Consider the following 21225-nt stretch of genomic DNA (forward strand, 5'->3'; position numbering starts at 1 on the left):
GCCATTCGGCGCCCCCTCTGTCACGGAAACCTGAGAGCTTTCCCCCGCCCGCCTCTCCAGACGGGTTTGGTTGGGGTTACCCCTTCGGCGGCCCTTCCCTTTGCGGGAAGCGGCACTTTCCAGAGTGTCGCTATCGACCAACGCGGTCCATTTGCCTGAGAGATTCCGGGGCGGTTGCTCCTTCGGCGTCTCTCGACCCTGAACGAATCGAAAGAGCTCTCCCGCGCGATCAGCGACAGCTCCTCATCGTTGCACTGCAGCGTGAAGTCAACCGGAGTGAGCTCAGCTTATCCCCGGCGCAGGATGCGCTGCATCTCGTCATGCTGATGAACGACGCGCCCGCGCTGTTTCGTGCCGGCGAGCCTGAGGATCACGCGGGCAACGTCGCCGGCCTTAGCTGAACGGTACTTTCTCCGGCTTCCAACCATCAGCAAGTCTACGAGAGGACTCAGGATCATCCCGATCCGTTCCGCCGGTCGTGCCGCACCTTCGCGCTTACCGCGCAAAAGGCCGGGCCGGATCAGGTCGAGGCGATCGAAATGCAGCTTTGCCAGCTTGTCCTCGACCTCGCCCTTGACCGAAAGGTAAAAGTTCTTCGACGAGAACTGCGCACCGACCGAGGATACCACGATCAGCTGCCTCGCCCCCGCAGCCTTTGCTGCCGCAGCGCACTCCAGCACCAGATCGTGATCCACGGCGCGGAAGGCCTGCTTGTCACCTCGCACGGCCTTGATCGTGGTGCCAAGCGCAATCACCACGGTGTCCGGCCGCCCTGCAGCGATGGCATCAGGCCAATGCCCTGTATCGGACAGCAGCATTTCCATCCGCGGGCCTTTGGGCAACGGCACTTCGCGTCGGGCCACGGCAACGAGGTGAATGTCTGGCCGCCCGACAGCCTCGGCCATCACCGCACGGCCAACCAGCCCGGTCGCGCCGACGAGAACCACCCTCGTCTGCTCAGACATTGCGCAATCCTTCTGGTGCCTGTCCAAACAGCCTGGCGTAGCTGTCGATCGCATAGCGATCGGTCATCCCTGAAATGAAGTCCGCAATGTGCCGCGTTCGCGCCGGTTCGGCATGGGGCAGCGTGTTGCGCCAGCTTTCGGGCATCTGCGCAGGGTCACCAGCATAGGCCTTGAACAGCAGGGCAATCACGTTCTTGGCCCGGTCTGCCGTCTGGCATTGCTCTTCGTGCAGATAGAGCCGATCATACATGAACTGCTTGAGCGCCCGCTCTTCCTCGCCCATCGCTGGGGAAAACGTGGCCAGCGCACGGCCGGCCGCACGCACGTCTTCCACGCTGGCCACGCCGGTTTCCCTGATGTTCGCTTGCGCCGTGGCGATCACGTCATTGACCATGCGCCCGATCTGGCCTCGCACCAATTCGCGCAACAGCCGGTCTTGCGGAGCACCCGGAAACCGTCGCTCGATGGCGCGCCATTGCTCGGCCAGCGAAGGCAACTGCAGCAGCTGGTCAAGGCACAGGAATCCTGCACGAAGACCGTCGTCGATATCGTGATTGTCGTAGGCAATATCATCCGAGATTGCCGCGACTTGTGCCTCGAGCGAGGCGAACGAGCTGAGGTCCATTGGAAGCGCAGCGTCCAGTTCCTCGAGCGCCCAGGTCGGCTTCAGGATCGGTCCGTTGTGCTTGGCCAAGCCCTCCAGCGTCTCCCAGGAAAGGTTCAACCCCTCGTGCCCGCAATAAGGGCTTTCGAGCCGCATCAGCACTCGCAGGGTGTTGGCGTTGTGATCGAAGCCACCAGCCTCGGCCATGGCCTCCTCCAGAGCATCTTCCCCCGCGTGGCCAAAGGGAGGATGGCCTATATCGTGCGCCAGGCACAAAGCCTCGGTCAGATCCTCGTCAAGGCCCAGCGCCCGCGCGATCACGCGCCCGATCTGCGCCACTTCCAGGCTATGCGTCAGTCGCACCCGATAGTGGTCACCATCGGGCGCGATGAACACTTGCGTCTTGTGGCGCAGACGCCGGAACGCAATGGAATGGATGATCCGGTCGCGGTCGCGCTGGAACGCGCTGCGTGGGCCGCGTGAAGCCTTGTCGTCCAGCCCGAACTCCCGCCCGCGCGTGCGCGCAGGGTCGCTGGCATAAGGAGCGCGGCCCTCGATCACGCTGCGGTCAACCGAGAATCCAGTCGACTGCGGCCTGCGCGTGGATGCGCGTGCCATCGAAGATCGGCAGGACGTTGGCGTCCACGTCGATCACCATGTCGAGCTCGGTACACGCCAAAACCGCGCCCTTTGCGCCGCGCTGGCCCATGTTGGTCAGCATGGTCTTGAAGGTCCGCTCAGCCGACCGCGATGCCTTGCCCAGCATCAGTTCGTCGTAGATGATCTTGTCCATCGCCTCGACTTCCTCGACCACCGGGGGCAGGAGGCTGACGCCATGCGCGACGAGGCGCTTGCGGTAGAAGCTCTCCATCACGACGTTGCGGGTGCCGATCAGCGTGGCGTTGCTGACGCCCGCTTCCTTCATCTTCGCGCCCACCGCGTCGGCAATGTGGATGACCGGCACCGACACTGCTGCCGCCACATGATCATAGACCTTGTGCATCGAATTCGCGCCGATCAGCAGCGCAGTCGCTCCCGCCTGTTCGAGCCTGCGGGCGCTGTCGGTCAGCACCTCGGCGGCATGGTCCCACTGCTCTGGCGTCGAGAGGCGGATCAGGTTGGTGAAGTCGAGGCTTTCGATCAGCAGCGGCGCACTGGCCGTCTTCGAGGTGCGCGCCTGCACCAGCTGGTTGATGTCTTCGTAGTAGGTGCGGGTCGAAACCCAGCTCATGCCGCCGATAAGGCCGATCTTGCGCAAAACGATAACTCCCCGGGCTTGGATGACAGGCCCCTGTTTGCACCGGCCTTACGAAAGGCCGCGCGGGAGGTCCAGAGCGCTAGCGCTTCTTCTCGGGCGCCAGACCGCTCGCACAGAGCGCTGCGGCGCTTGTCGTAACGCCCAGCAGTTCGGCGTCGCCAAGGCGCTTCACCGTCGCCACATAATCCGCCAGCCCGCGCTTGGTGCCCTGCAACGCCTGCAGGCGCTGCAACTGTCCGATGCTCAAGCGATCGGTCATGCGCTCCGCCATGCAGGCGGCATTGGAATCGGAAAGGCCCGCATCGACAAGCGCCGAGCGGACCTTTCCATAAGCCAGTTTCGATGGCGCACAGGACGCCGCTACCAAGGCAATCGCGATGACGGCAGCGTCTTTGCGCATCAGTGCTGCAGCGCCTTGACGATGTCCTCGACCATCTTCTTGGCGTCGGCCAGGAGCATCATGGTCTGGTCCATATAGAACACGTCGTTGTCGACGCCGGCATAGCCCACGCCGCCCATCGAGCGCTTGACGAAGAAGATCGTCTTGGCCTTGTCGACGTCGAACACCGGCATGCCGTAGATCGGTGAGGACTTGTCGGTCTTGGCGGCCGGGTTGACCACGTCGTTCGCGCCGATGATGAAGGCCACGTCAGCCTGCGCGAACTCGCTGTTGATGTCTTCCAGCTCGAACACTTCATCGTAAGGCACGTTGGCTTCGGCCAGCAGCACGTTCATGTGGCCGGGCATGCGGCCCGCCACCGGGTGGATGGCGTACTTGACGTTGACGCCTTCCTTCTTGAGCACGTCGCCCATCTCGCGCAGCGCGTGCTGCGCCTGGGACACGGCCATGCCGTAGCCGGGGATGATGATGACGTTCTCGGCTTCCTTCATCATGTAGGCTGCGTCTTCGGCAGACCCGCGCTTCCACGGGCGCTGCTCCTTGGCAGCACCGCCACCGGCAGACGCTTCTGCGCCGAAGCCGCCCGCGATCACCGCGAGGAACCCGCGGTTCATCGCCTTGCACATGATGTACGAAAGGATCGCACCCGAGGAACCGACCAGCGCGCCGGTGACGATCATCGCCGTATTGTGCAGCGTGAAGCCCATCGCCGCCGCAGCCCAGCCCGAGTACGAGTTGAGCATCGAGACGACCACCGGCATGTCCGCGCCGCCGATCGGGATGATCAGCAGGAAGCCGATGATGAACGACAGTACGGTGATCGTGGTGATCACCCAGGCCGACTGGTCCTGCGTGAAGTATGCCACCAGGCCGATGATCGCGATCAGCGTGCCAAGGTTGAGCACGTGGCGCCCCGGCAGCAGGATCGGCGATCCGCTCATCTTGCCGGCTAGCTTGAGGAAGGCGATGACCGAGCCGGAGAAGGTGATCGCACCAATGGCGATGCCGAGACCCAGCTCGATCCGGCTTACCGGGTTGATCTGGCCGTCCGGCAGCATGATCCCGAAGGCGTCGGGGTTCAGGTAGGCCGCAAGGCCCACCAGCACGGCGGCAAGGCCGACCAGCGAGTGGAACGCGGCGACTAGCTGCGGCATGTCGGTCATCGCGATCTTTCGCGCGATGACGAAGCCGATGCCGCCACCGATGGCGAGAGCCACGATGATTTCCGGCAAGCTGGCGATCTCATGCGTCAGCAGCGTGGTGGCGACCGCTATGGTCATGCCGATCATGCCATAGCGGTTGCCCGCACGGCTCGTCGCCGGGCTGGAAAGCCCGCGCAGCGCGAGGATGAACAGGACGCCCGAGACCAGATAGGCCAGCGCGACCCAGGGAGAGACAGCGACGTGCTCCATCACTTCTTCTCCTTCTTCTTGTACATCGCCAGCATGCGCGCGGTAACGGCGAAGCCGCCGAAGATGTTGACCGAAGCCAGCACCACCGCACCCAGCCCCAGCCACTTGGCCGAAGGGCTACCCGCAGCCGCCGACGCGACCAGCGCGCCGACCACAATCACCGAGGAAATCGCATTGGTCACCGCCATCAGCGGCGTATGCAGGGCCGGCGTGACCGACCAGACGACGTAGTACCCGACAAAGCAGGCGAGCACGAAAATGCTCAGGATCGATATGAAGTCCATGTCAGGCCCCCCAAAAGCTTACTCGAAATACATGCCACGCATAAGTCTCGCGCCCATAAGACGTGGCACGACATCGAACCGCACTGCCAGTTCACGTTCCGGAGCAGCAATCTTCAACTCGTACTTAGGTTTGGTCATAGACCCAACAGACTTTCGGATTACTTGAAAGCCTGGATCGAGGCAGGAAAATATGTCCCCATCGCTCTGGGCCCTCTGTTGTTTCATTTCCAAGCATTGCGTTGAAAACGTGTGCTCATTCTCAATAACGACACTAAACCGAACGGTGCCGTCTCTCGGGGCAGTAAAACTAAAGTCAAGCTGCGGGCGTTCGGGCGCCCGCATACGGTCAACTTCTTTGAGTTGCGTCGGGCTGATGACTCCAACGGCCGGCGGAATATTGCTGTTCATCGCAAACCACATCTGGTCACCCGCCATGAATGATCGGCCGCGACTGCGAGTGAAATATGAGTCGAGTTTTCCATCCCCATCGGCATCGCGCAGGCAGACGCGGTCTTTCCTCGCAACGTAAGCTGCAGGCGCGACGCTCTGACTACACACCATGAATTCGTGGCCTAACATGGCATAAAGCGGAGAGTGCGCAGGGAGTAGTCTCAGGCCGGCAAGGGTAATGATATCTTCGTCCGACTCAAACATTCTTCGGGGCACAGGTTTAACAACGATGTGCTGGCTTGTTCCTGGGGTCAGTGCCTTCTCATCAATGCTGCCTACTGGGATAACCCAATCGATTTGCAGATCGTCGATAGCAGCCATGGCGCTGGCGGACCGAAAAAGTGCCGCTAATCCAAGGACCGTGGCTAAGGCGATCCGGACGTTCAACCCAACAACCTCTCGTTGACCACCTTGCCGCCCTGCGTCAGGCGGATGGCGTTGCCGATTTCCTCGTCCAGAACAGGCTTGCCCTGCTCCTTGTCCCAGAAGGCCGAGAGGAAGTTGTAGAGATTGCGGCTGAACAGCGCCGAAGCATCCGCCGGCAGGTGCGCAGGCGTGTTCGAATAGCCGACGATCTTGACGCCGTGCTTCTCGACCACCTGATCCGCCACCGAACCCTCGACATTCCCGCCCTGCGCCACGGCAAGGTCGAAGATGACCGAACCCGGCTTCATCGTGGCGATCTGCGCATCAGAGATCAGGCGCGGTGCGGCACGGCCCGGGATCAGCGCAGTCGTGATGACGATGTCCTGCTTGGCGATGTGCGCGCTCACCAGTTCGGCCTGGGCCTTCTGGTATTCCTCGCTCATTTCCGTGGCATAGCCACCGGCGCCTTCGCCTTCGATCCCGGCGACGTTCTCCACGAAGATCGGCTTGGCGCCAAGCGACTGGATCTGCTCCTTGGTGGCCGAACGCACGTCAGTCGCCGAAACTTGCGCACCCAAACGGCGCGCCGTGGCGATGGCCTGAAGCCCGGCAACGCCGACGCCCATGACGAAGCACTTGGCAGCAGAGACCGTGCCCGCCGCCGTCATCATCATTGGAAACGCGCGGCCATAAAGGTTGGCGGCGACCAGCACCGCCTTGTAACCGGCGAGGTTCGACTGCGAGGACAGGATGTCCATGCTCTGCGCGCGGGTGATACGCGGCATGAACTCCATGGCGAGGGCTTCAAAACCGGCCGCAGCGTACGCATCAACCCGCGCGCGCTTACCGAAGGGATCGAGCCCGGCAACAATCCATGCGCCCGGATTGGCGCCAGCCAGCAGCTCAGGCTCCGGACCCTGCACGCCTAGCACGATGTCCGCGCCCTGCACCGCATTGTCCGTCACCTCGGCTCCTGCCGCACGGTATTCATCGTCAGAGATCGAGGCGGTAATACCCGCCCCGGTCTCGACAGCCACCGTAGCCCCGAGGGCAATGAATTTCTTGCAGGTCTCCGGCGATGCCGAAACCCTGCTCTCCCCTGTCGCACGTTCCCGAAGGACGGCGATCTTTATTGCCCCCGCCACGGCGCTCTTACTGGATCACCAGGACGACCACGAAAACCAGCACGCAAATTGCTGGCGTGGCCCACTTTACCATGTTCACGAAGCCTTCGTAGGTCGACTTTGCAGCCTTGATGTCGTTTGCCGGAGCCATTTTCTTCCCCAAGAACCATGCGCCACTGGGGCGCGACGTGCATGCTCTAGCGGTGGCCGTCCCTGCGCTCAAGTGCGGAGCGGTCCTATCGCGCTTAATCGGGTCTTTACCCTATGACCTTAGACCGACGCTCCTGACGTATTTGCGGGGGAGTCAAAAGACTAGGTCATGCAGGAGCCCGAACAGCGCCTTCTCATGCTGATTGATGACGAACCCGCCCAGTGCCGCCTGATCTCGGCGCTGGCTTCGCGGGAGGGATGGCGCACGATCATCGCCCGCGATTCGGAAAGCGCAATCGCCACGCTCGGCACTCGCCAGGGCATGCAACTCGGCGCCATCATTCTCGACCAATGGGTTCCCGGCGACGATGCCTGCGCGCTGATCGCTGAATTGAAGGCACGCCGCCCTGCCCTTCCGATCCTGATGCTCACCACCAGCAACTCGCCACTGCTCGCGGTCGAGGCCATGCGCGCGGGCGCCACCGATTACCTGATCAAGCCGGTTGCGCCGGAACGCCTGCTCCAGGCCCTGCGCAGTGCAACTTCGCGCGAAACTGACGCCAGCGAACTGCAGCCCCTCACAGAGAAGTTCGGCACAGCGCTGGACTTCGATTCGATGATTGGTGCAACTCCAGCCTTCCGTGCCGCGCTGGCCGTAGCCGCGAAGGCAGCGCGGACCCATGGCAGTATCCTGATCGAAGGCGAAAGCGGCACGGGCAAGGAAATGCTGGTCCGCGCCATGCACGCCGCCAGCCCGCGCAGCCGCACCGCGCTCAAGACCATCAACATCGGCGGCATGCCTGCCAATCAGGTCGAATCTGCCTTGTTCGGACACGAAAAGGGCGCCTTCGCCGGAGCGTTTGAACGTCACGTAGGACTGCTCCAGCACGCCGATGGCGGCACCCTGGTGATCGACGAGGTCGATCGCCTGCCCGATACCGTGCAGGAGCGCATGATCCGCTTCCTCGAACGGGGCGACGTCCAGCCCATCGGCGCGCGTCATTCTTTCCGCGTCGATGTGCGAGTGATCGCCTGCGCCAATGCCGGCCTGCGCGACCTCGTCGAGACCCGCGACTTCCGCGCTGAACTCCACGCCTTGCTCAGCCAGACACAAGTCCTGCTGCCCGCCCTGCGCGAGCGCGCCGCCGATATTCCGGCGCTTGCAAGGCATTTCCTGACCCGCATCGGTGAACAGCCGGGCCTCAGGCCGCTGGGCATTACCGATGGCGCACTGGCACTGCTGTCGGCATACGATTGGCCCGGCAACGTCCGCCAGTTGCAAGCCACCCTGTTCCGCGCCGCCGTGTTCTGCGATGGCGAGGCCCTTACGGCACAGGACTTCCCCAGCCTTTCAAGCTTGATCGGGGAATCCAGCCGCCGTGCACCGAACGTCACCGATGGTGCCGGCATCACGTTATTCGCACCCGATGGCAACCTGCGACCACTCGAAGAGATCGAGGCCGATGTCATTCGCCTTGCCATCGGCCATTACCGGGGCCGCATGACCGAAGTTGCCCGCCGCTTGGGCATCGGCAGGTCCACCCTTTACCGCAAGCTTTCGGAACTGGGCATCGACAACGCCGCCTGACCCGCGCTAGCCTGCGGGCATGACGGGAACCACGGAATTTGCAGGGCGCGTCGCGCTCGTGACCGGCGCGGCATCTGGCATCGGGGCAAGCGCTGCCCGCTGGCTCGATGCGCAAGGTATCGAAGAACTCGTTCTGGTCGACATCGATCGTCCGGCGCTCGATCGCTTGGGTCTGGCCTGCAAGGCACGCCCCTTCGGCGGCGATGTCTCCGATCCGTCGCTGTGGAAACTGCTCGAGCGCGAAGTGCCGCGGATCGACTACGCCGTGCTCAATGCCGGCATTGCCAGCAATGGCGAAATCACGGACCTCGATATCACGGCGTGGCGCAAGACCCTCTCGGTCAATCTTGACGGGACGTTTCTCTCGCTGCGAACCGCCTTGCGCGCCATGAAGAAGGCCGAGAGCGGAGCCGTCGTGCTGACGGCGTCGGTGTCCGGTATAAAGGCGGCTGCCGGAACCGCTGCCTATTCAGCTTCGAAAGCGGCCACGATCCAGCTCGCCAAGGTCGCCGCTGCAGAAGCCGCTAGGTATGGTGTTCGCGTGAATGCCATCGCACCGGGCGGCGTCGACACCGGCATCTGGGACCGTGCCGAATGGTTTGCCCCCCTTGTAGAACAGCACGGTGGCCGAGCCGAAGCGCTTGCCGGAATGGCGAAGGATGCAACGCCGCTGGGCCGCTTCGCCAGTGCCGATGAAGTCGCCGCGCAGATCGGCTTCCTGCTGTCCGACGCGGCTGCCACCATCACCGGCACTTGCCTGGTCAGCGATGGCGGCGTTTCACTCTAGACGGCTTGCGCGAAGTCCGTCAGGGCCGCGTCACGCAAGCCGCGCCATACGTGTAGCGCCTGGACCGTTTCTGCAACGTCGTGCACCCGCACCATCTGGCAGCCCGCATCCATTGCTTTGAGCGCCAGCATCACCGAACCCGGCATGCGCTGATGCGCCGGCACCTCATTCGACAGCGCCCCGATCATCCGCTTGCGGCTCGCCCCGAACAGGATCGGCTGGCCGAGCGCATGGAACATTGGCAGGGCATTGATCAGCGCAAGGTTCTCGGCCAGCGACTTGCCAAAGCCTATGCCCGGATCCAGCAGCACCTTCTCCCGCGCGATCCCCGCCGCCACGGCTGCATCACGACGTTCGCGCAAGGCATCGAAGACATCGAGCACAACATCGTCATAATCGCCATCGGCGTGCAGATCGCCATCAGTGCCCGGCGCATGCATCAACACCACCGGCATACCTGACCGCGCCACGATCTCTGCGGTACGCGCGTCGTGACGCATGGCCGAAACATCGTTGACGATGTGCGCTCCTGCCGCCAGCGCTGCCTCGATCACCGTGGAGCGTCGGCTGTCTATGGAAATCGCCGCACCCGCTGCCGCCAGTTGCTCGATCACCGGCACAACGCGCTTGACCTCGTCGCCCTCCCACACCGCCGCTGCGCCGGGGCGGGTGGATTCACCGCCAACGTCGATCAGCGCCGCTCCGGCTGCCAGCATCGCGTGGGCATGATCCAGCGCGGCATCCGGCTTGTCGAGGAATTGGCCGCCATCGGAAAAGCTGTCCGGCGTGACGTTGAGAATGCCCATCACCACCGGTTGATCGATGCGCAGCGTCCGCTGCCCGCAGACCAGCGGCGCGTGCGTGCGGCGCAGGTTGTCCCACAGCTCCAAAGCATCGGCGGCAAGTGCATCGGGCAAAGTCGCAATCGCCGCCTGAATCTCGCCCGCGCCAAACCGCTGTCGCGAAACAACCTTGCCGCCCTTACGCACGATCAGGGCGAAGCGGCTGGCGTAGACCAACCCGCCACCCAACCTGATCGCCTCGCCCTCCTCCGCCTGCGGACTATCGCACAGCGCAATCGGGCGAATGTAGACGCTTTGCATCAGTCCTCGACAGCCAGCAGATAGAGTTGCCGCAGCGCATCGATCGGCTTGACCTCGCCCTCATGTTCAACATGCCAGAAGGTCCAGCCATTGCACGAAGGCGCACCCTGCAGCTTCGCGCCCAGGCCATGGATCGATCCGGTCTCGGCACCTGCCTGGAGCGAACCGTCCGCGCGCACCACCGCCTCGAACTTCGCCTTCTTCGCCGTCAGGCGTGTACCCGGCGCGAGCATGCCGCTCTCGACCAGCGCTCCAAACGCCACCTTGGGCGCACTGCGCTTGGACTGCATCGTGGTCAGAGCAGATTCGTCCAGCGGCAACGCCAGTTCGATCCGCTCCTGCGCGACCTCGATGTAATCGTCCTCGCGCTCGCAGCCGATCCAGTCGCGGCCAAGGCGCTTGGCCACCGCGCCGGTGGTGCCGGTGCCGAAGAACGGGTCCAGCACCACGTCACCCTTGTTGGTCGTCGCCAGCATCACGCGATAGAGCAGCGCCTCGGGCTTCTGCGTCGGGTGCGCCTTGGTACCATTGCGGCGCAGGCGTTCCGGCCCGGAACAGATCGGCAGAACCCAGTCCGAGCGCATCTGCAACTCGTCGTTCAGCGTCTTCATCGCGCGATAGTTGAAGGTGTACTTCGACTTCTCGCTTTTCGACGCCCAGATCAGCGTCTCGTGCGCATTGGTAAAGCGCGTGCCCTTGAAGTTGGGCATCGGGTTGGCTTTGCGCCAGATGATGTCGTTGAGGATCCAGAAGCCCAGGTCCTGCAGGATCGTGCCGACGCGGAAGATGTTGTGATAGCTGCCGATCACCCAGATCGAACCATCAGGCTTGAGCAGACGCCGGGCCTCGGTCAGCCATTCGCGGGTAAACTGGTCGTAGACCGCAAAGCTTGAAAACTTGTCCCAGTCGTTGGTCACCGCATCGACATGGCTGCCATCAGGCCGTGCCAGATCGCCGCCCAATTGCAGGTTATAGGGCGGATCGGCAAAGATCATGTCGATCGAGGCGTCGGGCAGCTTGCGCATCTCCGAAATGCAGTCGCCACGCAGGATCTGGTTCACCGGAAGCGCGACATCCGCCTTCAGCACCTTTGCCGGCGCCGCACGCAATGCCTTCGCGCGTTCCTTGACTGCAACTGCCATATCTAGTCCCTGACCCCTTGTGGATAAGGCCACCGTTTGAGTCATCAGGGACTCGCAGTCAAGCGGCGACTCGCCAGATTCCGGCGAGTCGCGCGGGGTTCAGGATGAGAACGAAAAGAGTCTATTTCGATATCTAGAGTCTTGGGACGGGCGCAGGACTCAATATCTGGTAGTGTGCCCAAGCGGACTCACCGCCGAATTTTTTCGTCAGAGCAACTGCAACTGCGCCACCGGAGCAAAGCTGCGCCGGTGCAGCGGCGTCGGCCCATGCTCGCGCAGGGCCGCGAGATGCTCGGGCGTACCATACCCGGCATTGCGCTCCCAGCCGTAGTGCGGATGCGCAAGAGCCGCTTCGCGCATGATCCGGTCACGGTGTTCCTTGGCGATGATCGAGGCGGCTGAAATGCACGGTTCCAGCGCATCGCCGCCGACGATCGGCCGTGCCGGCCAGCACCATTCCGGGCGACGCCCGTGAGGCGTCAGGTTGCCGTCCACCAGCACCTCGCCCACGCCCTCGTCATGCGCGATCTGCTCGCACAGCGCCTGCACCGCCAGCGTCATCGCCAGCATGGTCGCGCCGAAGATGTTGAGCCGATCGATCTCCTCCGGCTCGACCACGCCCACGGCCCACCGGCAGCGCCGCTTGATCTTCTCTTCCAGTTCCGCCCGCCGCGCCGCGCTCAGCTTCTTGGAGTCATCCAGACCCGAAGGCCGCGGCTTGCACAAGACCACCGCCGCCGCCACCACTGGCCCGGCCAGAGGCCCGCGCCCCGCTTCGTCCACACCGATGGTGACCATGGACGAAAAGGAGGTGGCACAACTGGCGTTCAGAGGCATTGTGGGCTGCATGACGAATCCGATCCTGCGCTCGCTATCGCCTCTCGCCCTGCTCCTCGCAAGCTGCGGCTCATCAATTTCCGCCCAGGACGCCGAAACGGCCAAAGCGGGCATCGCGATCGCCGATGTCGCCACGTTCGACGAGCCTTGGGCGATGACCTTCCTTCCCGGCACCAACCAGGCCCTGATCACCGAGAAGAAGGGCAAGCTCAAGCTCTGGACCGAAGGCACAAGCAAGACCGTCGACGTCTCCGGCACGCCCACAGTCGATTACGGCGGACAGGGCGGCTTCGGCGATGTCGTCGCCGCGCCCGATTTCGCACAGAGCGGCATGGTCTATCTCAGCTGGGTCGAAGCGGGTGAGAAAGACACGCGAGGCGCGGTCGTCGCCCGCGCCAGGCTGGTCATGGGCGAAGCGCCCCGCCTTGAAGGGCTGAGCGTAATCTGGCGGCAATTTCCCAAGGTCACCGGGCGCGGCCACTATTCGCATCGCATCGCCTTTTCGCCCGATGGCAAATACCTGTTCATCACCTCTGGAGACCGGCAGAAGTTCACGCCCGCGCAGGACTTGAACGCGAACCTCGGCAAGGTCCTCCGCCTCCTGCCCGATGGCACTCCTGCCCCGGGCAACCCGTTTGCGGGCAAGGGCGGCGTTTCGGCACAGATCTGGTCCTACGGCCACCGCAACCTGCTCGGCCTCGCCTTCTCACCCGATGGCCGGTTGTGGGACATCGAACACGGCCCGGCCGGCGGTGACGAGATCAACCACGTCGAGCCCGGTAAGAACTACGGCTGGCCATTGGTGTCAGACGGCGACCACTACGACGGCAAGCCGATCCCGCGCAACAAGACGCGCCCCGACCTCGCCCAGCCCGCAATCAGCTGGAACCCCGTCATCGCGCCGGGCGACATGATCTTCTACACCGGCAAAGCCTTCCCCCAATGGCAAGGCCAGGCCCTGATCGCCGGCATGGGTTCAGGCGGCATCGTCCGCGTGAAGATCGACGGCGAGAAAGCCACCGAACTCGAACGCATAGACCTCGGCAACCGCATCCGCGAGATCGAGCAGGCACCGGATGGGACGGTTTACGTGCTGGAGGATGGTGAGGGAGCGAAGTTGCGGCATGTGGTGCCGAAGGGGTGACTATATGTGGCGGCTTTGAACTTTATATGGCAATTGAATACACCAATAACTAAAGCCCCCCGGCGGACATTAGGAAGCGAGAGCATCTTTCAGTAGAGCGGACCGATGGCGAGTGCTAATAAATCCCTGAAGCACAGGGTCTTCGCTGCGACAGCTTTCTTAGCTTTGCTGGGGGCAATCCCGCTTGTATTTACCGGCATGACTGTCGTTGAACACAGCAGGCGATCAGCCATTCTATCTAGCGGCAACCGGGTGAATGCGTTGGTCATTGGATCAGACGACCGCGGCACCAAAAAGCTGTGCAAGGTCCGATACGTGTATGAAATTGGCCCGACAACTTTCAGTGGAGCGGTTTTAAGCTGCGATTTGATGCGTCGGTATCCCGTAGGAAGCAATCTTCCCGTGAGATACGACTTGAATGATCCTTCGCGACCGCTAGCGGAAGAGGAAACTACTTGGCCTGCCTATAGCATAGTGCCAATTCTTCTACTCATTCCATGGTCGATCGTGGCAATCATCATAGTGGTGAGCCTCATTAAGGAGGCCTTGGCGCAGCGACGAAAGCGAGAGCGACAACGCAACGGATAGGTCACCTAACCACCGCGTGCCTGTCGCGCTTTGGGTGGGTGGGTCCCATTGCCGGCCTCAAAACCCCCGCGACCACCGCACCGCAACCCCGCCATCACCCCCCGCACCGGCAAAATGCCCCGGCTCCTTGCGGAAGAACACGTTGGCCGAGGCATCGCCGCCCCACAGCGCCGTCGACCACGCCAGTTCCGCATCGAGTTCCCGCCCCTTCGGCGCCAGCGACAGCGGCACGCGGGCGAAAGTGGCGCTCTGCGTCGCGTAATCCCACGCCACTGGAAGGTTCAGATCCAGCCCACCGCGCTCCACCCGCAAGGGTTGCGAGACGCGCAAGGCCAGACGGTCACCGACCACCAGAACGCCTTCACGCGAAAGATCGACGCTCCATGATGACGATACCAATCGCGAACCGCCAGTCGCCACCGCCCCGCTGTCGATCCGAGTAAAGCTTAGACTGCCCGTCGCGCCCAACGCCCAGCCTTTCCCGAAGCGCCAGCCAAGACCCGGCGAAACCGTCGCCGTCGTCGCCCCGCCGCCGCCCAGCGCATCGGCAAAGCGCGCGCCCAGCACCGTGCGCTCCTCACGCATCAGGCCAAGGCCGAGCCGCCAATCCAACGCGCCACCCTGCCCGCCATCCAGCGCCAAGCCAAACTGCGTCATCCGGTCCTCGCGCCGCTCACGCAAAGGATCGGGCCGCACCAGCACGCTACGCTCCGCCGAAACCGTCAGCCCCAGGCTGCCCAACAGATAACGCGCCGCCAAGCCCATCTCGGGCCGGGTGAACACGCTACTCGCCATGCCGGCGACAAGGAATTGCGGCTCCCACCGCTGCTGCAATCGCGCGGTCAGGCTCTCGGCACTCACCTTCCACCCCAGCGCCAGATCGAGCGACCGGTCGAGCCGCGTGACCACCGAAGACGCCAGCACTCGCGCCTGCTGCCCCTCACTCGGTGCCAGCCGCAACGGCACCGCGCCGAACCGCCGGTCAACCGTGAACGCCAGCGCAAATCCCGAAGCATCCATCGCCACCGGCCTGCCCCCACCTGCCAGCGCTTCATGCAATGGCAATCGCGACTGCCCGGCGCGCAAACCCGCCGCAAGGTTCAATTTGTAAGCCCGCTGGTATCCATCCAGCATCACCGCGCCGAGCGATGCCCCGCTCAACGCATCCCCCATCGCCCCGCTGCTCGTTCCCGTCAGCCCGCCAAGCGACACCGCCACTTGCGTCCCTGCCAGCCCGGTCGAGCCCTGCGGCGAAAAGGCTCGCGCAATATCCAGAATACCGCGGCCATAAACAGCATCGGTGCCCGTGGCCCCCGCATCTCGCGCGGTGCGCAGCAACAGATCCACGATCTGCGTTCCGGTCAGGTTCGGGAAGGCCTGCGCAAGCAGCGCCACCGCGCCCGAAACCTGTGGCGCGGCAAAGCTCGTGCCGCTCACCACTGTCACGAATGTCCCCTGCGCATTCGTCTCGGTCTTGATCTGGCTCCCCTCATAGACGCAGCACACCTCTTCGCCCTGGGCCATCAGTACGGATGCCGCAGAGCTTCCCGGCCTGTTGCTGAAGGCCGAAGCCACGCCGCTGGCATTGACCGAGCCGACAATGATGACATTGCCGCCACCCGCCTGGAGCAGCGATTGCGCGAAAGGATCGGGATTGTTCGGGTCGATCGCCGGATCGGTGCTGTCGCCATCGTTCCCTGCCGAAACGACAACCACGACGCCGGCCGATGCGGCCCTCGCAACCGCTGACCGCAATGTCGTGTTGGCCGGGTCGCCGCCCAGCGAAAGATTGATGACCTTTGCGCCCGCGGCGACCGCTGCATTGATGCCCGCCGCGATCGCGCTGTCGGCAAAAGTGCAGCCGTCCGACGCAGCACATGACCCCGGCGTATCGGCCCGCAGCATCTGGATGGTTGCGCCCCATGCGGTCCCGACGATCCCGGAATTGTTCCGGGCTGCTGCCGCTGTCAGGGCAACCTGCGTGCCGTGGTCGTCATCTGCGTTGTTCAACCCGCGCGATTGCACCACGTCGGTCGATGATGACGCGATGCGTCCGGCAAATTCGGAATTGGACGTATTGATGCCGGAATCGACGATCGCAATCGTCGTCCCCGCCCCGCTCGCTCCTGATTGCCATGCCGTGATCGCGCCATGCAACGAAGGCCCATCCGACCGGCGATATTCCGCCGTATCGAAATTGACCGGAGTGGGAGTGGGTGTGGGAGTTGGGGCAGGCGTCGGAACTGGTGTCGGCGTGGGCGTCGGGGCTGGCGCAGGCGCAGGCGTGCTCGAGACACTGCCGCCCCCTCCGCATCCCGCCAAGGCAGCAGCCAGCACTGCCACTGCGGCATGACCAAACCAGCGAATTTCCGACATCACCGCACCCCGGCTCCGGTAGCTTTGCCCAAGTCTTGCTGATAACCCCATGGCCGTAAATGCCGAATGACACAGTTCCGGATTGGAATACGCAAATGCCCTTCGATCCCACGATTGTTGACTGCTGGATCTTCGATCTCGACAACACGCTCTATCCCCCGTCGACCCGCCTGTTCGACCAGATCGATGAGCGTATGGGCCTGTTCATCCAGCAATTGCTCGGTTGCGACGCCATGGAAGCGCGGCGCGTCCAGAAGCTCTACTTCCACGATCACGGCACCACGTTGTCCGGGCTGATGCATTACCACGCCACCGATCCGTACGAATTTCTCGGCTTCGTCCACGATATCGACATGAGCCCGCTTTCCGCCGCACCACGCCTTGCAAATCGTCTCGCCGCGCTCCCCGGCCGCAAGATCGTCTTCACCAATGGCGATGACGCCTATGCCGCCAAGGTGCTGGCCGGGCTCGATCTTTCGGGCAGCTTCGATGGCATGTGGGATATCCACGCCATGGCCTACAAGCCCAAGCCCGAACCCTCCGCCTACACGGGCATGATCACAGCATTGGGCATCAATCCCGAGACTTCGGTCTTCGTCGAGGACATGGCACGCAACCTCGCCCCGGCCAAGGCGCTCGGCATGCAGACCGTCTGGCTCGATCTCGCCACCGACTGGGGCGATCGCGCCAAGGACGACGCCGCGATCGACGTGGTCACCGATGACGTCGTCGCGTGGCTCGATCATACGATTGCGGCGCTTGCCGATCCGGCATCGCTCGGCTAGTCGCCACGCAATTTTGTTCCATACTGATCCGCCACGGAGAAACGCCATGACCGCCCAAGTCGAAACCGGGCAACTGCAAGCTGCCATCGAAGCCGCCTGGGAAGACCGCGCCAATGTCACCCCCGCCAGCGATGCCGTGCGCGAGGTGGTCGAGGCCGCGCTCGAACTGCTCGACAGCGGCAAGGCTCGCGCTGCCGAGAAGGTTGACGGCGAATGGCAGGTCAACCAGTGGCTTAAGAAGGCCGTGCTGCTCTCGTTCCGCCTCAATGACAATGCCGTGATCGAAGCCGGCTCGGGCGGCGCCCCTGCGTTCGACAAGGTGCCCTCGAAGTTCGCCGGCTGGGGCGAGAACCGCTTCCGTGACGCCGGTTTCCGCGTAGTCCCCGGTGCCGTGGCGCGCAAGGGCGCACACATCGCCAAGGGCGTGGTGCTGATGCCAAGCTTCGTCAACATCGGCGCCTTCGTCGATGAAGGCACCATGGTCGATACCTGGGCCACCGTCGGCTCCTGCGCGCAGATCGGCAAGAACGTCCATATCTCGGGCGGCGCCGGCATCGGCGGCGTGCTCGAACCGCTGCAGGCAGGTCCCGTCATCATCGAGGACGGCGCGTTTATCGGCGCGCGTTCGGAAGTGGCCGAAGGCGTGATCGTCGGCGAAGGCGCCGTGCTCTCGATGGGCGTCTACCTCGGCGCTTCCACCAAGATTGTCGACCGCGCCACGGGCGAAGTCCACATCGGCCGCGTGCCGCCCTATGCCGTCGTCGTGCCCGGCGCGATGCCCGGCAAGCCGCTGCCCGATGGAACACCCGGCCCGTCGCTCTACTGCGCCGTCATCGTCAAGACGGTCGACGCGCAGACTCGCAGCAAGACCGGGATCAACGAACTCCTGCGCGACTGATTCACCTCGATCAAGGTCCGTTCCGGTCATGTCCATGCGGACATTGCCGGAACAGGGCGGTTCCCTGCGCGTAGAGTCCCCAAGCACGGTTCTACCGAAGGAGAAGCGCCATGGAACGACGCGGCGAAGAAACGCACATCACCACCGACGAGGCTCGCGGCGGCGAAGGCCTCAACGTGGTACGCTGGGTCCTGCTGATCAGCCTGGTCCTTGCAATCGGTGCATTGACGGTAATCTGGGTTACCGGGGCGCTTACGACGCCCCAATAAAAGCAAACTGGGGGCGGCATGACTTTGGGCTGGAAGCTGGACAGAAGCCAGCGCGAAGCCCTGCTTGCCGCCCTTCCGCCGCGCTATGCGCGGACTGTGGCCGATCACGTCACCCTGTCGGTCTCGGGCACCGACCTTCCTGAAGCCATAACCACCGCCGAAATCATTGGCCATATCGACGACGGCGCGGGCGTCGAGGCCTACGTCGTGGCAATCGACGGGTCGACCATTCGTCCCGATGGCGGCACATGGCATATCACCTGGTCGCTCGGCGAAAATAGGGCAGCGAAGGAAAGCAATAGCGCGATTGCTGCGCATGGCTGGGCAACCGTCGCCCCCATCCCCTTGCTGCTCACCCCTGCGCACTGGTGAGCAAGACCCTCGATCGCACCGCAATGATTGACACGAGCCTTGCCTCGGGCAACCGTTCCGCCATGCCCACTGCGCAATCCATCATTGCCGCGCTCGATCTCGCGCCGCATCCCGAAGGCGGCTGGTTTCGCGAAACGTGGCGCGCGTCCGCCGCGCCGGGCCAGCGCGCGACAAGCACGGCTATCCTGTTCCTGCTTCCCACCGGCGAACGCTCGCACTGGCACAAGGTCGACGCGGACGAAATCTGGCTATGGCAAGCGGGCGATGCCCTGGCGCTCCATCTCGCACCTCACGACGCAAGCACTCCCATAACGCGCGTGCTCGGGCCGGATCTTGCCACGCAATATCTGCAAGGGATCGTGCCGGCCGGGCAGTGGCAGGCTGCCGAACCGCTCGCGGGCGATCACGGCTACGTGCTTGTCTCGTGCATTGTCGCGCCGGGATTTGATTTTAAAGGGTTCACCCTTGCCCCGTCCGGCTGGGAACCCGGCGCATGATCCGCACTGCTGCTCGCCTGACGCTGGCACTGTTCTACTTTGCGGCGGGCGTGATCCATATCGTATCGCCTCGCCCGTTTCTGCTCATCATGCCGGCATGGGTCCCAGCCCCCGAAGCCGTAGTGCTGTGGACCGGCATTGCCGAACTGCTCGGCGCCATCGGCCTGGCGCAAGGGCTGTCCCTGCCGATCCGCCGGGCTGCGGCCATCGGTCTCGCCCTCTATGCGGTGTGCGTCTTCCCCGCCAACATCAACCATTTCGCGCTCGACATGGCCAAGCCTGATCACGGCGCGGGCCTTGGCTACCACGTGCCACGCATGTTTGCGCAGCCGGTGCTCGTCTGGCTTGCGCTGTGGACCGGCGGCGTCATCGAATGGCCATGGAAGCCACGGACCCGATAGACACATGCTCCTTTCCGATCCTGCAACCCTCGCCGCCTGCGCGCTGGCTGTCATTCTCGTCGGCATGGCCAAGGGCGGGTTTTCCGGTCTTGGAGCCCTTGGCACGCCCGTCGCTGCCCTGGCTCTTCCGCCATCGACCGCCGCCGCCATTCTCCTGCCCATTCTCATCGTTCAGGACGTCGTCAGCGTCTGGTCCTTCCGCCATGCCTGGGACAAATGGATCGTCGGCTGGATGCTGCCGGGAGCCATGGTCGGCATTGCCATCGGCTGGGCCCTTGCGGCCAGCATCGACGAGAAGGCGCTGATGGGCGTGCTCGGCGGCATCACGCTCATGTTCGGCCTTTACCGCTTGTGGATCGAGCGTGGTAACCGCGTGGCCGCAGCGTCTGCATCGCCGGGCTGGGTCGGGGCGCTGTTCGGCATGGCCACCGGCTTCACCAGCCAGGTCGCCCACGCGGGAGGTCCGCCATTCCAGATGTGGGTCACGCCGCGAAAGCTTCCGCACCTGACCTATGCGGGAACCAACGCAATCCTGTTTGCCGCGATCAATTGGCTCAAGGTGCCAAGCTATGTCATGCTCGGGGCCTTCACCCATGAAGTGGTAGTGACCGCCGCTCTGCTCGTTCCCTTGGCAATTATCACCACGCTGATCTCTGTCCGGGTGGTCCGCGCGCTCAAGCCTGATCGGTTCTACACCATCATCTACCTGCTCATGGTCATGCTTGGCGGCAAGCTGATGGTCGATGCCTTCACCTGAACGGCACAGGCCTCGCCATGGTCCAGAACGTCGGGCCCTTCCTGGCGACGGGCCATGTGTCGATCAGTTCGAAGCCCATGGACCGATAAAGCCCGACATTGCTCTCGGTCGCTGTTTCCAGAACCGCCGGTAGTCCCGCAGCGTCGGCTTCGGCAAGGCCAGCCCGGATGGCAAGGCCGCCAAGGCCCTGCCCCTGCCGGTCGGGCCTGACACCGGCCATGCGCAGATAAAATTGGCGCTCCCCCTTCGGCAAGTGCTTGCCGATCATCCGGTCAGCACGCTCTGCCCGCAGCACAGCCGTGCCGAGCATCGCGATAAAACGCACCAGCGCCGGCGGCGTCAGCGGTGCATGCTCATGAACGCTCCCCGGTGGCCGCCACAGGGTGACGACTTCACATCCTGCCGTTCCCAGCACCATGCCGTGCCGCAGGTGATCGTGGAACATCCACCGGATCAGCTGCGGCATCCGACGCTCTCGGGCCTGATGGTCAGCGAACATCCAGTTCATCGCCGGGTCCTGACGGAACGCAGCAGTCAATGTCTCGGTCGCTGCGTCAGCATCGTCAGGTCCAAGGCGAACGATTGTCCGATCCAAGCATATCCTCCCTCGAATGCCGCTTTTGCTGGCAAGCAGCGCCCCCGCGTGCCACGGGGATGCGCGAATGGAG

At 63.6% G+C, this 21225-nt stretch carries 25 protein-coding genes and 2 riboswitches; of the genes, 10 read left to right on the forward strand and 15 right to left on the reverse strand.

The window, feature by feature from the left end:
• Positions 1–7 precede the first annotated feature (7 nt).
• Positions 8–133: riboswitch (glycine riboswitch) on the reverse strand.
• Positions 134–234: riboswitch (glycine riboswitch) on the reverse strand. It abuts the riboswitch before it with no gap.
• 53 nt (positions 235–287) lie between these two features.
• The 9 genes from ACZ1JY_RS03845 to ACZ1JY_RS03885 all read right to left on the reverse strand — a co-directional run bounded on the left by ACZ1JY_RS03845 (position 288) and on the right by ACZ1JY_RS03885 (position 7014).
• Complete coding sequence (locus ACZ1JY_RS03845) at positions 288–965, reverse strand: NAD(P)H-binding protein (RefSeq protein ID WP_465130416.1); 678 nt, start codon at positions 963–965, stop codon at positions 288–290.
• The gene (locus tag ACZ1JY_RS03850) at positions 958–2187 is read right to left on the reverse strand and encodes a deoxyguanosinetriphosphate triphosphohydrolase (RefSeq protein WP_465130417.1); all 1230 of its coding nucleotides are present in this window, start codon (positions 2185–2187) and stop codon (positions 958–960) included. Before ACZ1JY_RS03850 ends, ACZ1JY_RS03845 begins: the two co-directional genes overlap by 8 nt.
• Positions 2138–2800, reverse strand: a complete 663-nt coding sequence (locus ACZ1JY_RS03855; protein WP_465130418.1) for an aspartate/glutamate racemase family protein — start codon at positions 2798–2800, stop codon at positions 2138–2140. The genes ACZ1JY_RS03850 and ACZ1JY_RS03855 overlap by 50 nt, the downstream gene beginning before the upstream one ends.
• A 106-nt stretch (positions 2801–2906) precedes the next feature.
• Complete coding sequence (locus tag ACZ1JY_RS03860) at positions 2907–3227, reverse strand: hypothetical protein (protein WP_465130419.1); 321 nt, start codon at positions 3225–3227, stop codon at positions 2907–2909.
• Entirely contained in the window at positions 3227–4639 is a 1413-nt protein-coding gene (locus tag ACZ1JY_RS03865; protein WP_465130420.1) for an NAD(P)(+) transhydrogenase (Re/Si-specific) subunit beta, read from the reverse strand. The genes ACZ1JY_RS03860 and ACZ1JY_RS03865 overlap by 1 nt, the downstream gene beginning before the upstream one ends.
• Positions 4639–4923, reverse strand: a complete 285-nt coding sequence (locus ACZ1JY_RS03870; protein ID WP_011445494.1) for an NAD(P) transhydrogenase subunit alpha part 2 — start codon at positions 4921–4923, stop codon at positions 4639–4641. The genes ACZ1JY_RS03865 and ACZ1JY_RS03870 overlap by 1 nt, the downstream gene beginning before the upstream one ends.
• Positions 4924–4941: 18 nt before the next feature.
• Positions 4942–5694, reverse strand: coding sequence for a hypothetical protein (locus tag ACZ1JY_RS03875; RefSeq protein WP_465130421.1), 753 nt, complete (start codon positions 5692–5694; stop codon positions 4942–4944).
• A 62-nt stretch (positions 5695–5756) separates the two neighbouring features.
• The gene (locus ACZ1JY_RS03880; RefSeq protein WP_465130864.1) at positions 5757–6872 is read right to left on the reverse strand and encodes an NAD(P) transhydrogenase subunit alpha; all 1116 of its coding nucleotides are present in this window, start codon (positions 6870–6872) and stop codon (positions 5757–5759) included.
• Positions 6873–6891: 19 nt separating this feature from the next.
• A complete protein-coding gene (locus ACZ1JY_RS03885; protein ID WP_118073712.1) occupies positions 6892–7014 on the reverse strand; it encodes an aa3-type cytochrome c oxidase subunit IV in 123 nt (40 codons plus the stop codon).
• 168 nt (positions 7015–7182) lie between these two features.
• Between ACZ1JY_RS03885 and ACZ1JY_RS03890 the strand changes: the two genes are divergently transcribed.
• Positions 7183–8601 carry a sigma-54-dependent transcriptional regulator gene (locus ACZ1JY_RS03890; RefSeq protein ID WP_118073711.1) on the forward strand — a complete coding sequence of 473 codons (1419 nt, stop codon included), beginning with the start codon at positions 7183–7185 and terminating at the stop codon, positions 8599–8601.
• 19 nt (positions 8602–8620) lie between these two features.
• Positions 8621–9388, forward strand: coding sequence for an SDR family NAD(P)-dependent oxidoreductase (locus tag ACZ1JY_RS03895; protein WP_465130422.1), 768 nt, complete (start codon positions 8621–8623; stop codon positions 9386–9388).
• On the opposite strand, the gene folP is transcribed toward ACZ1JY_RS03895, so the two are convergent.
• From folP to ACZ1JY_RS03910, 3 genes are all read right to left on the reverse strand, one after another.
• A complete protein-coding gene (folP, locus tag ACZ1JY_RS03900; RefSeq protein WP_465130423.1) occupies positions 9385–10491 on the reverse strand; it encodes a dihydropteroate synthase in 1107 nt (368 codons plus the stop codon). The genes ACZ1JY_RS03895 and folP overlap by 4 nt on opposite strands.
• Complete coding sequence (locus ACZ1JY_RS03905) at positions 10491–11633, reverse strand: DNA methyltransferase (protein ID WP_465130424.1); 1143 nt, start codon at positions 11631–11633, stop codon at positions 10491–10493. Before ACZ1JY_RS03905 ends, folP begins: the two co-directional genes overlap by 1 nt.
• Positions 11634–11840: 207 nt before the next feature.
• Positions 11841–12431 (reverse strand): ribonuclease HII, encoded by a 591-nt coding sequence (locus tag ACZ1JY_RS03910; RefSeq protein ID WP_118073708.1) that lies wholly within the window; start codon positions 12429–12431, stop codon positions 11841–11843.
• Positions 12432–12480: 49 nt separating this feature from the next.
• On the opposite strand from ACZ1JY_RS03910, the gene ACZ1JY_RS03915 reads away from it, so the two are divergent.
• Entirely contained in the window at positions 12481–13614 is a 1134-nt protein-coding gene (locus ACZ1JY_RS03915) for a PQQ-dependent sugar dehydrogenase (protein ID WP_465130425.1), read from the forward strand.
• An 89-nt stretch (positions 13615–13703) separates the two neighbouring features.
• On the opposite strand, the gene ACZ1JY_RS03920 is transcribed toward ACZ1JY_RS03915, so the two are convergent.
• Both ACZ1JY_RS03920 and ACZ1JY_RS03925 read right to left on the reverse strand, forming a co-directional pair.
• The gene (locus tag ACZ1JY_RS03920) at positions 13704–13883 is read right to left on the reverse strand and encodes a hypothetical protein (protein ID WP_465130426.1); all 180 of its coding nucleotides are present in this window, start codon (positions 13881–13883) and stop codon (positions 13704–13706) included.
• A 376-nt stretch (positions 13884–14259) separates the two neighbouring features.
• The gene (locus tag ACZ1JY_RS03925) at positions 14260–16578 is read right to left on the reverse strand and encodes a S8 family peptidase (RefSeq protein WP_465130427.1); all 2319 of its coding nucleotides are present in this window, start codon (positions 16576–16578) and stop codon (positions 14260–14262) included.
• A 95-nt stretch (positions 16579–16673) separates the two neighbouring features.
• Here ACZ1JY_RS03925 and ACZ1JY_RS03930 point away from each other — a divergent pair, with 95 nt between their 5' ends.
• The 7 genes from ACZ1JY_RS03930 to ACZ1JY_RS03960 all read left to right on the forward strand — a co-directional run bounded on the left by ACZ1JY_RS03930 (position 16674) and on the right by ACZ1JY_RS03960 (position 20557).
• Positions 16674–17363, forward strand: a complete 690-nt coding sequence (locus ACZ1JY_RS03930) for a pyrimidine 5'-nucleotidase (protein ID WP_465130428.1) — start codon at positions 16674–16676, stop codon at positions 17361–17363.
• 46 nt (positions 17364–17409) lie between these two features.
• A complete protein-coding gene (dapD, locus tag ACZ1JY_RS03935) occupies positions 17410–18261 on the forward strand; it encodes a 2,3,4,5-tetrahydropyridine-2,6-dicarboxylate N-succinyltransferase (RefSeq protein WP_168904493.1) in 852 nt (283 codons plus the stop codon).
• Between the two features lie 110 nt (positions 18262–18371).
• Complete coding sequence (locus ACZ1JY_RS03940) at positions 18372–18530, forward strand: hypothetical protein (RefSeq protein ID WP_162896020.1); 159 nt, start codon at positions 18372–18374, stop codon at positions 18528–18530.
• A gap of 18 nt (positions 18531–18548) precedes the next feature.
• The gene (locus ACZ1JY_RS03945) at positions 18549–18902 is read left to right on the forward strand and encodes a hypothetical protein (protein WP_465130429.1); all 354 of its coding nucleotides are present in this window, start codon (positions 18549–18551) and stop codon (positions 18900–18902) included.
• Between the two features lie 62 nt (positions 18903–18964).
• Entirely contained in the window at positions 18965–19399 is a 435-nt protein-coding gene (locus ACZ1JY_RS03950) for a cupin domain-containing protein (protein ID WP_465130865.1), read from the forward strand.
• Positions 19396–19800 (forward strand): DoxX family protein, encoded by a 405-nt coding sequence (locus tag ACZ1JY_RS03955; protein ID WP_465130430.1) that lies wholly within the window; start codon positions 19396–19398, stop codon positions 19798–19800. Before ACZ1JY_RS03950 ends, ACZ1JY_RS03955 begins: the two co-directional genes overlap by 4 nt.
• 4 nt (positions 19801–19804) lie before the next feature.
• A complete protein-coding gene (locus ACZ1JY_RS03960) occupies positions 19805–20557 on the forward strand; it encodes a sulfite exporter TauE/SafE family protein (protein ID WP_465130431.1) in 753 nt (250 codons plus the stop codon).
• Here the strand turns inward: ACZ1JY_RS03960 and ACZ1JY_RS03965 are convergent.
• Entirely contained in the window at positions 20550–21152 is a 603-nt protein-coding gene (locus ACZ1JY_RS03965) for a GNAT family N-acetyltransferase (RefSeq protein WP_162896019.1), read from the reverse strand. The two genes, ACZ1JY_RS03960 and ACZ1JY_RS03965, sit on opposite strands and share 8 nt — an antisense overlap.
• Between the last annotated feature and the right edge of the window lie 73 nt (positions 21153–21225).

This window comes from Novosphingobium sp. BL-A-41-Hi4B-X5A, assembly GCF_055521705.1.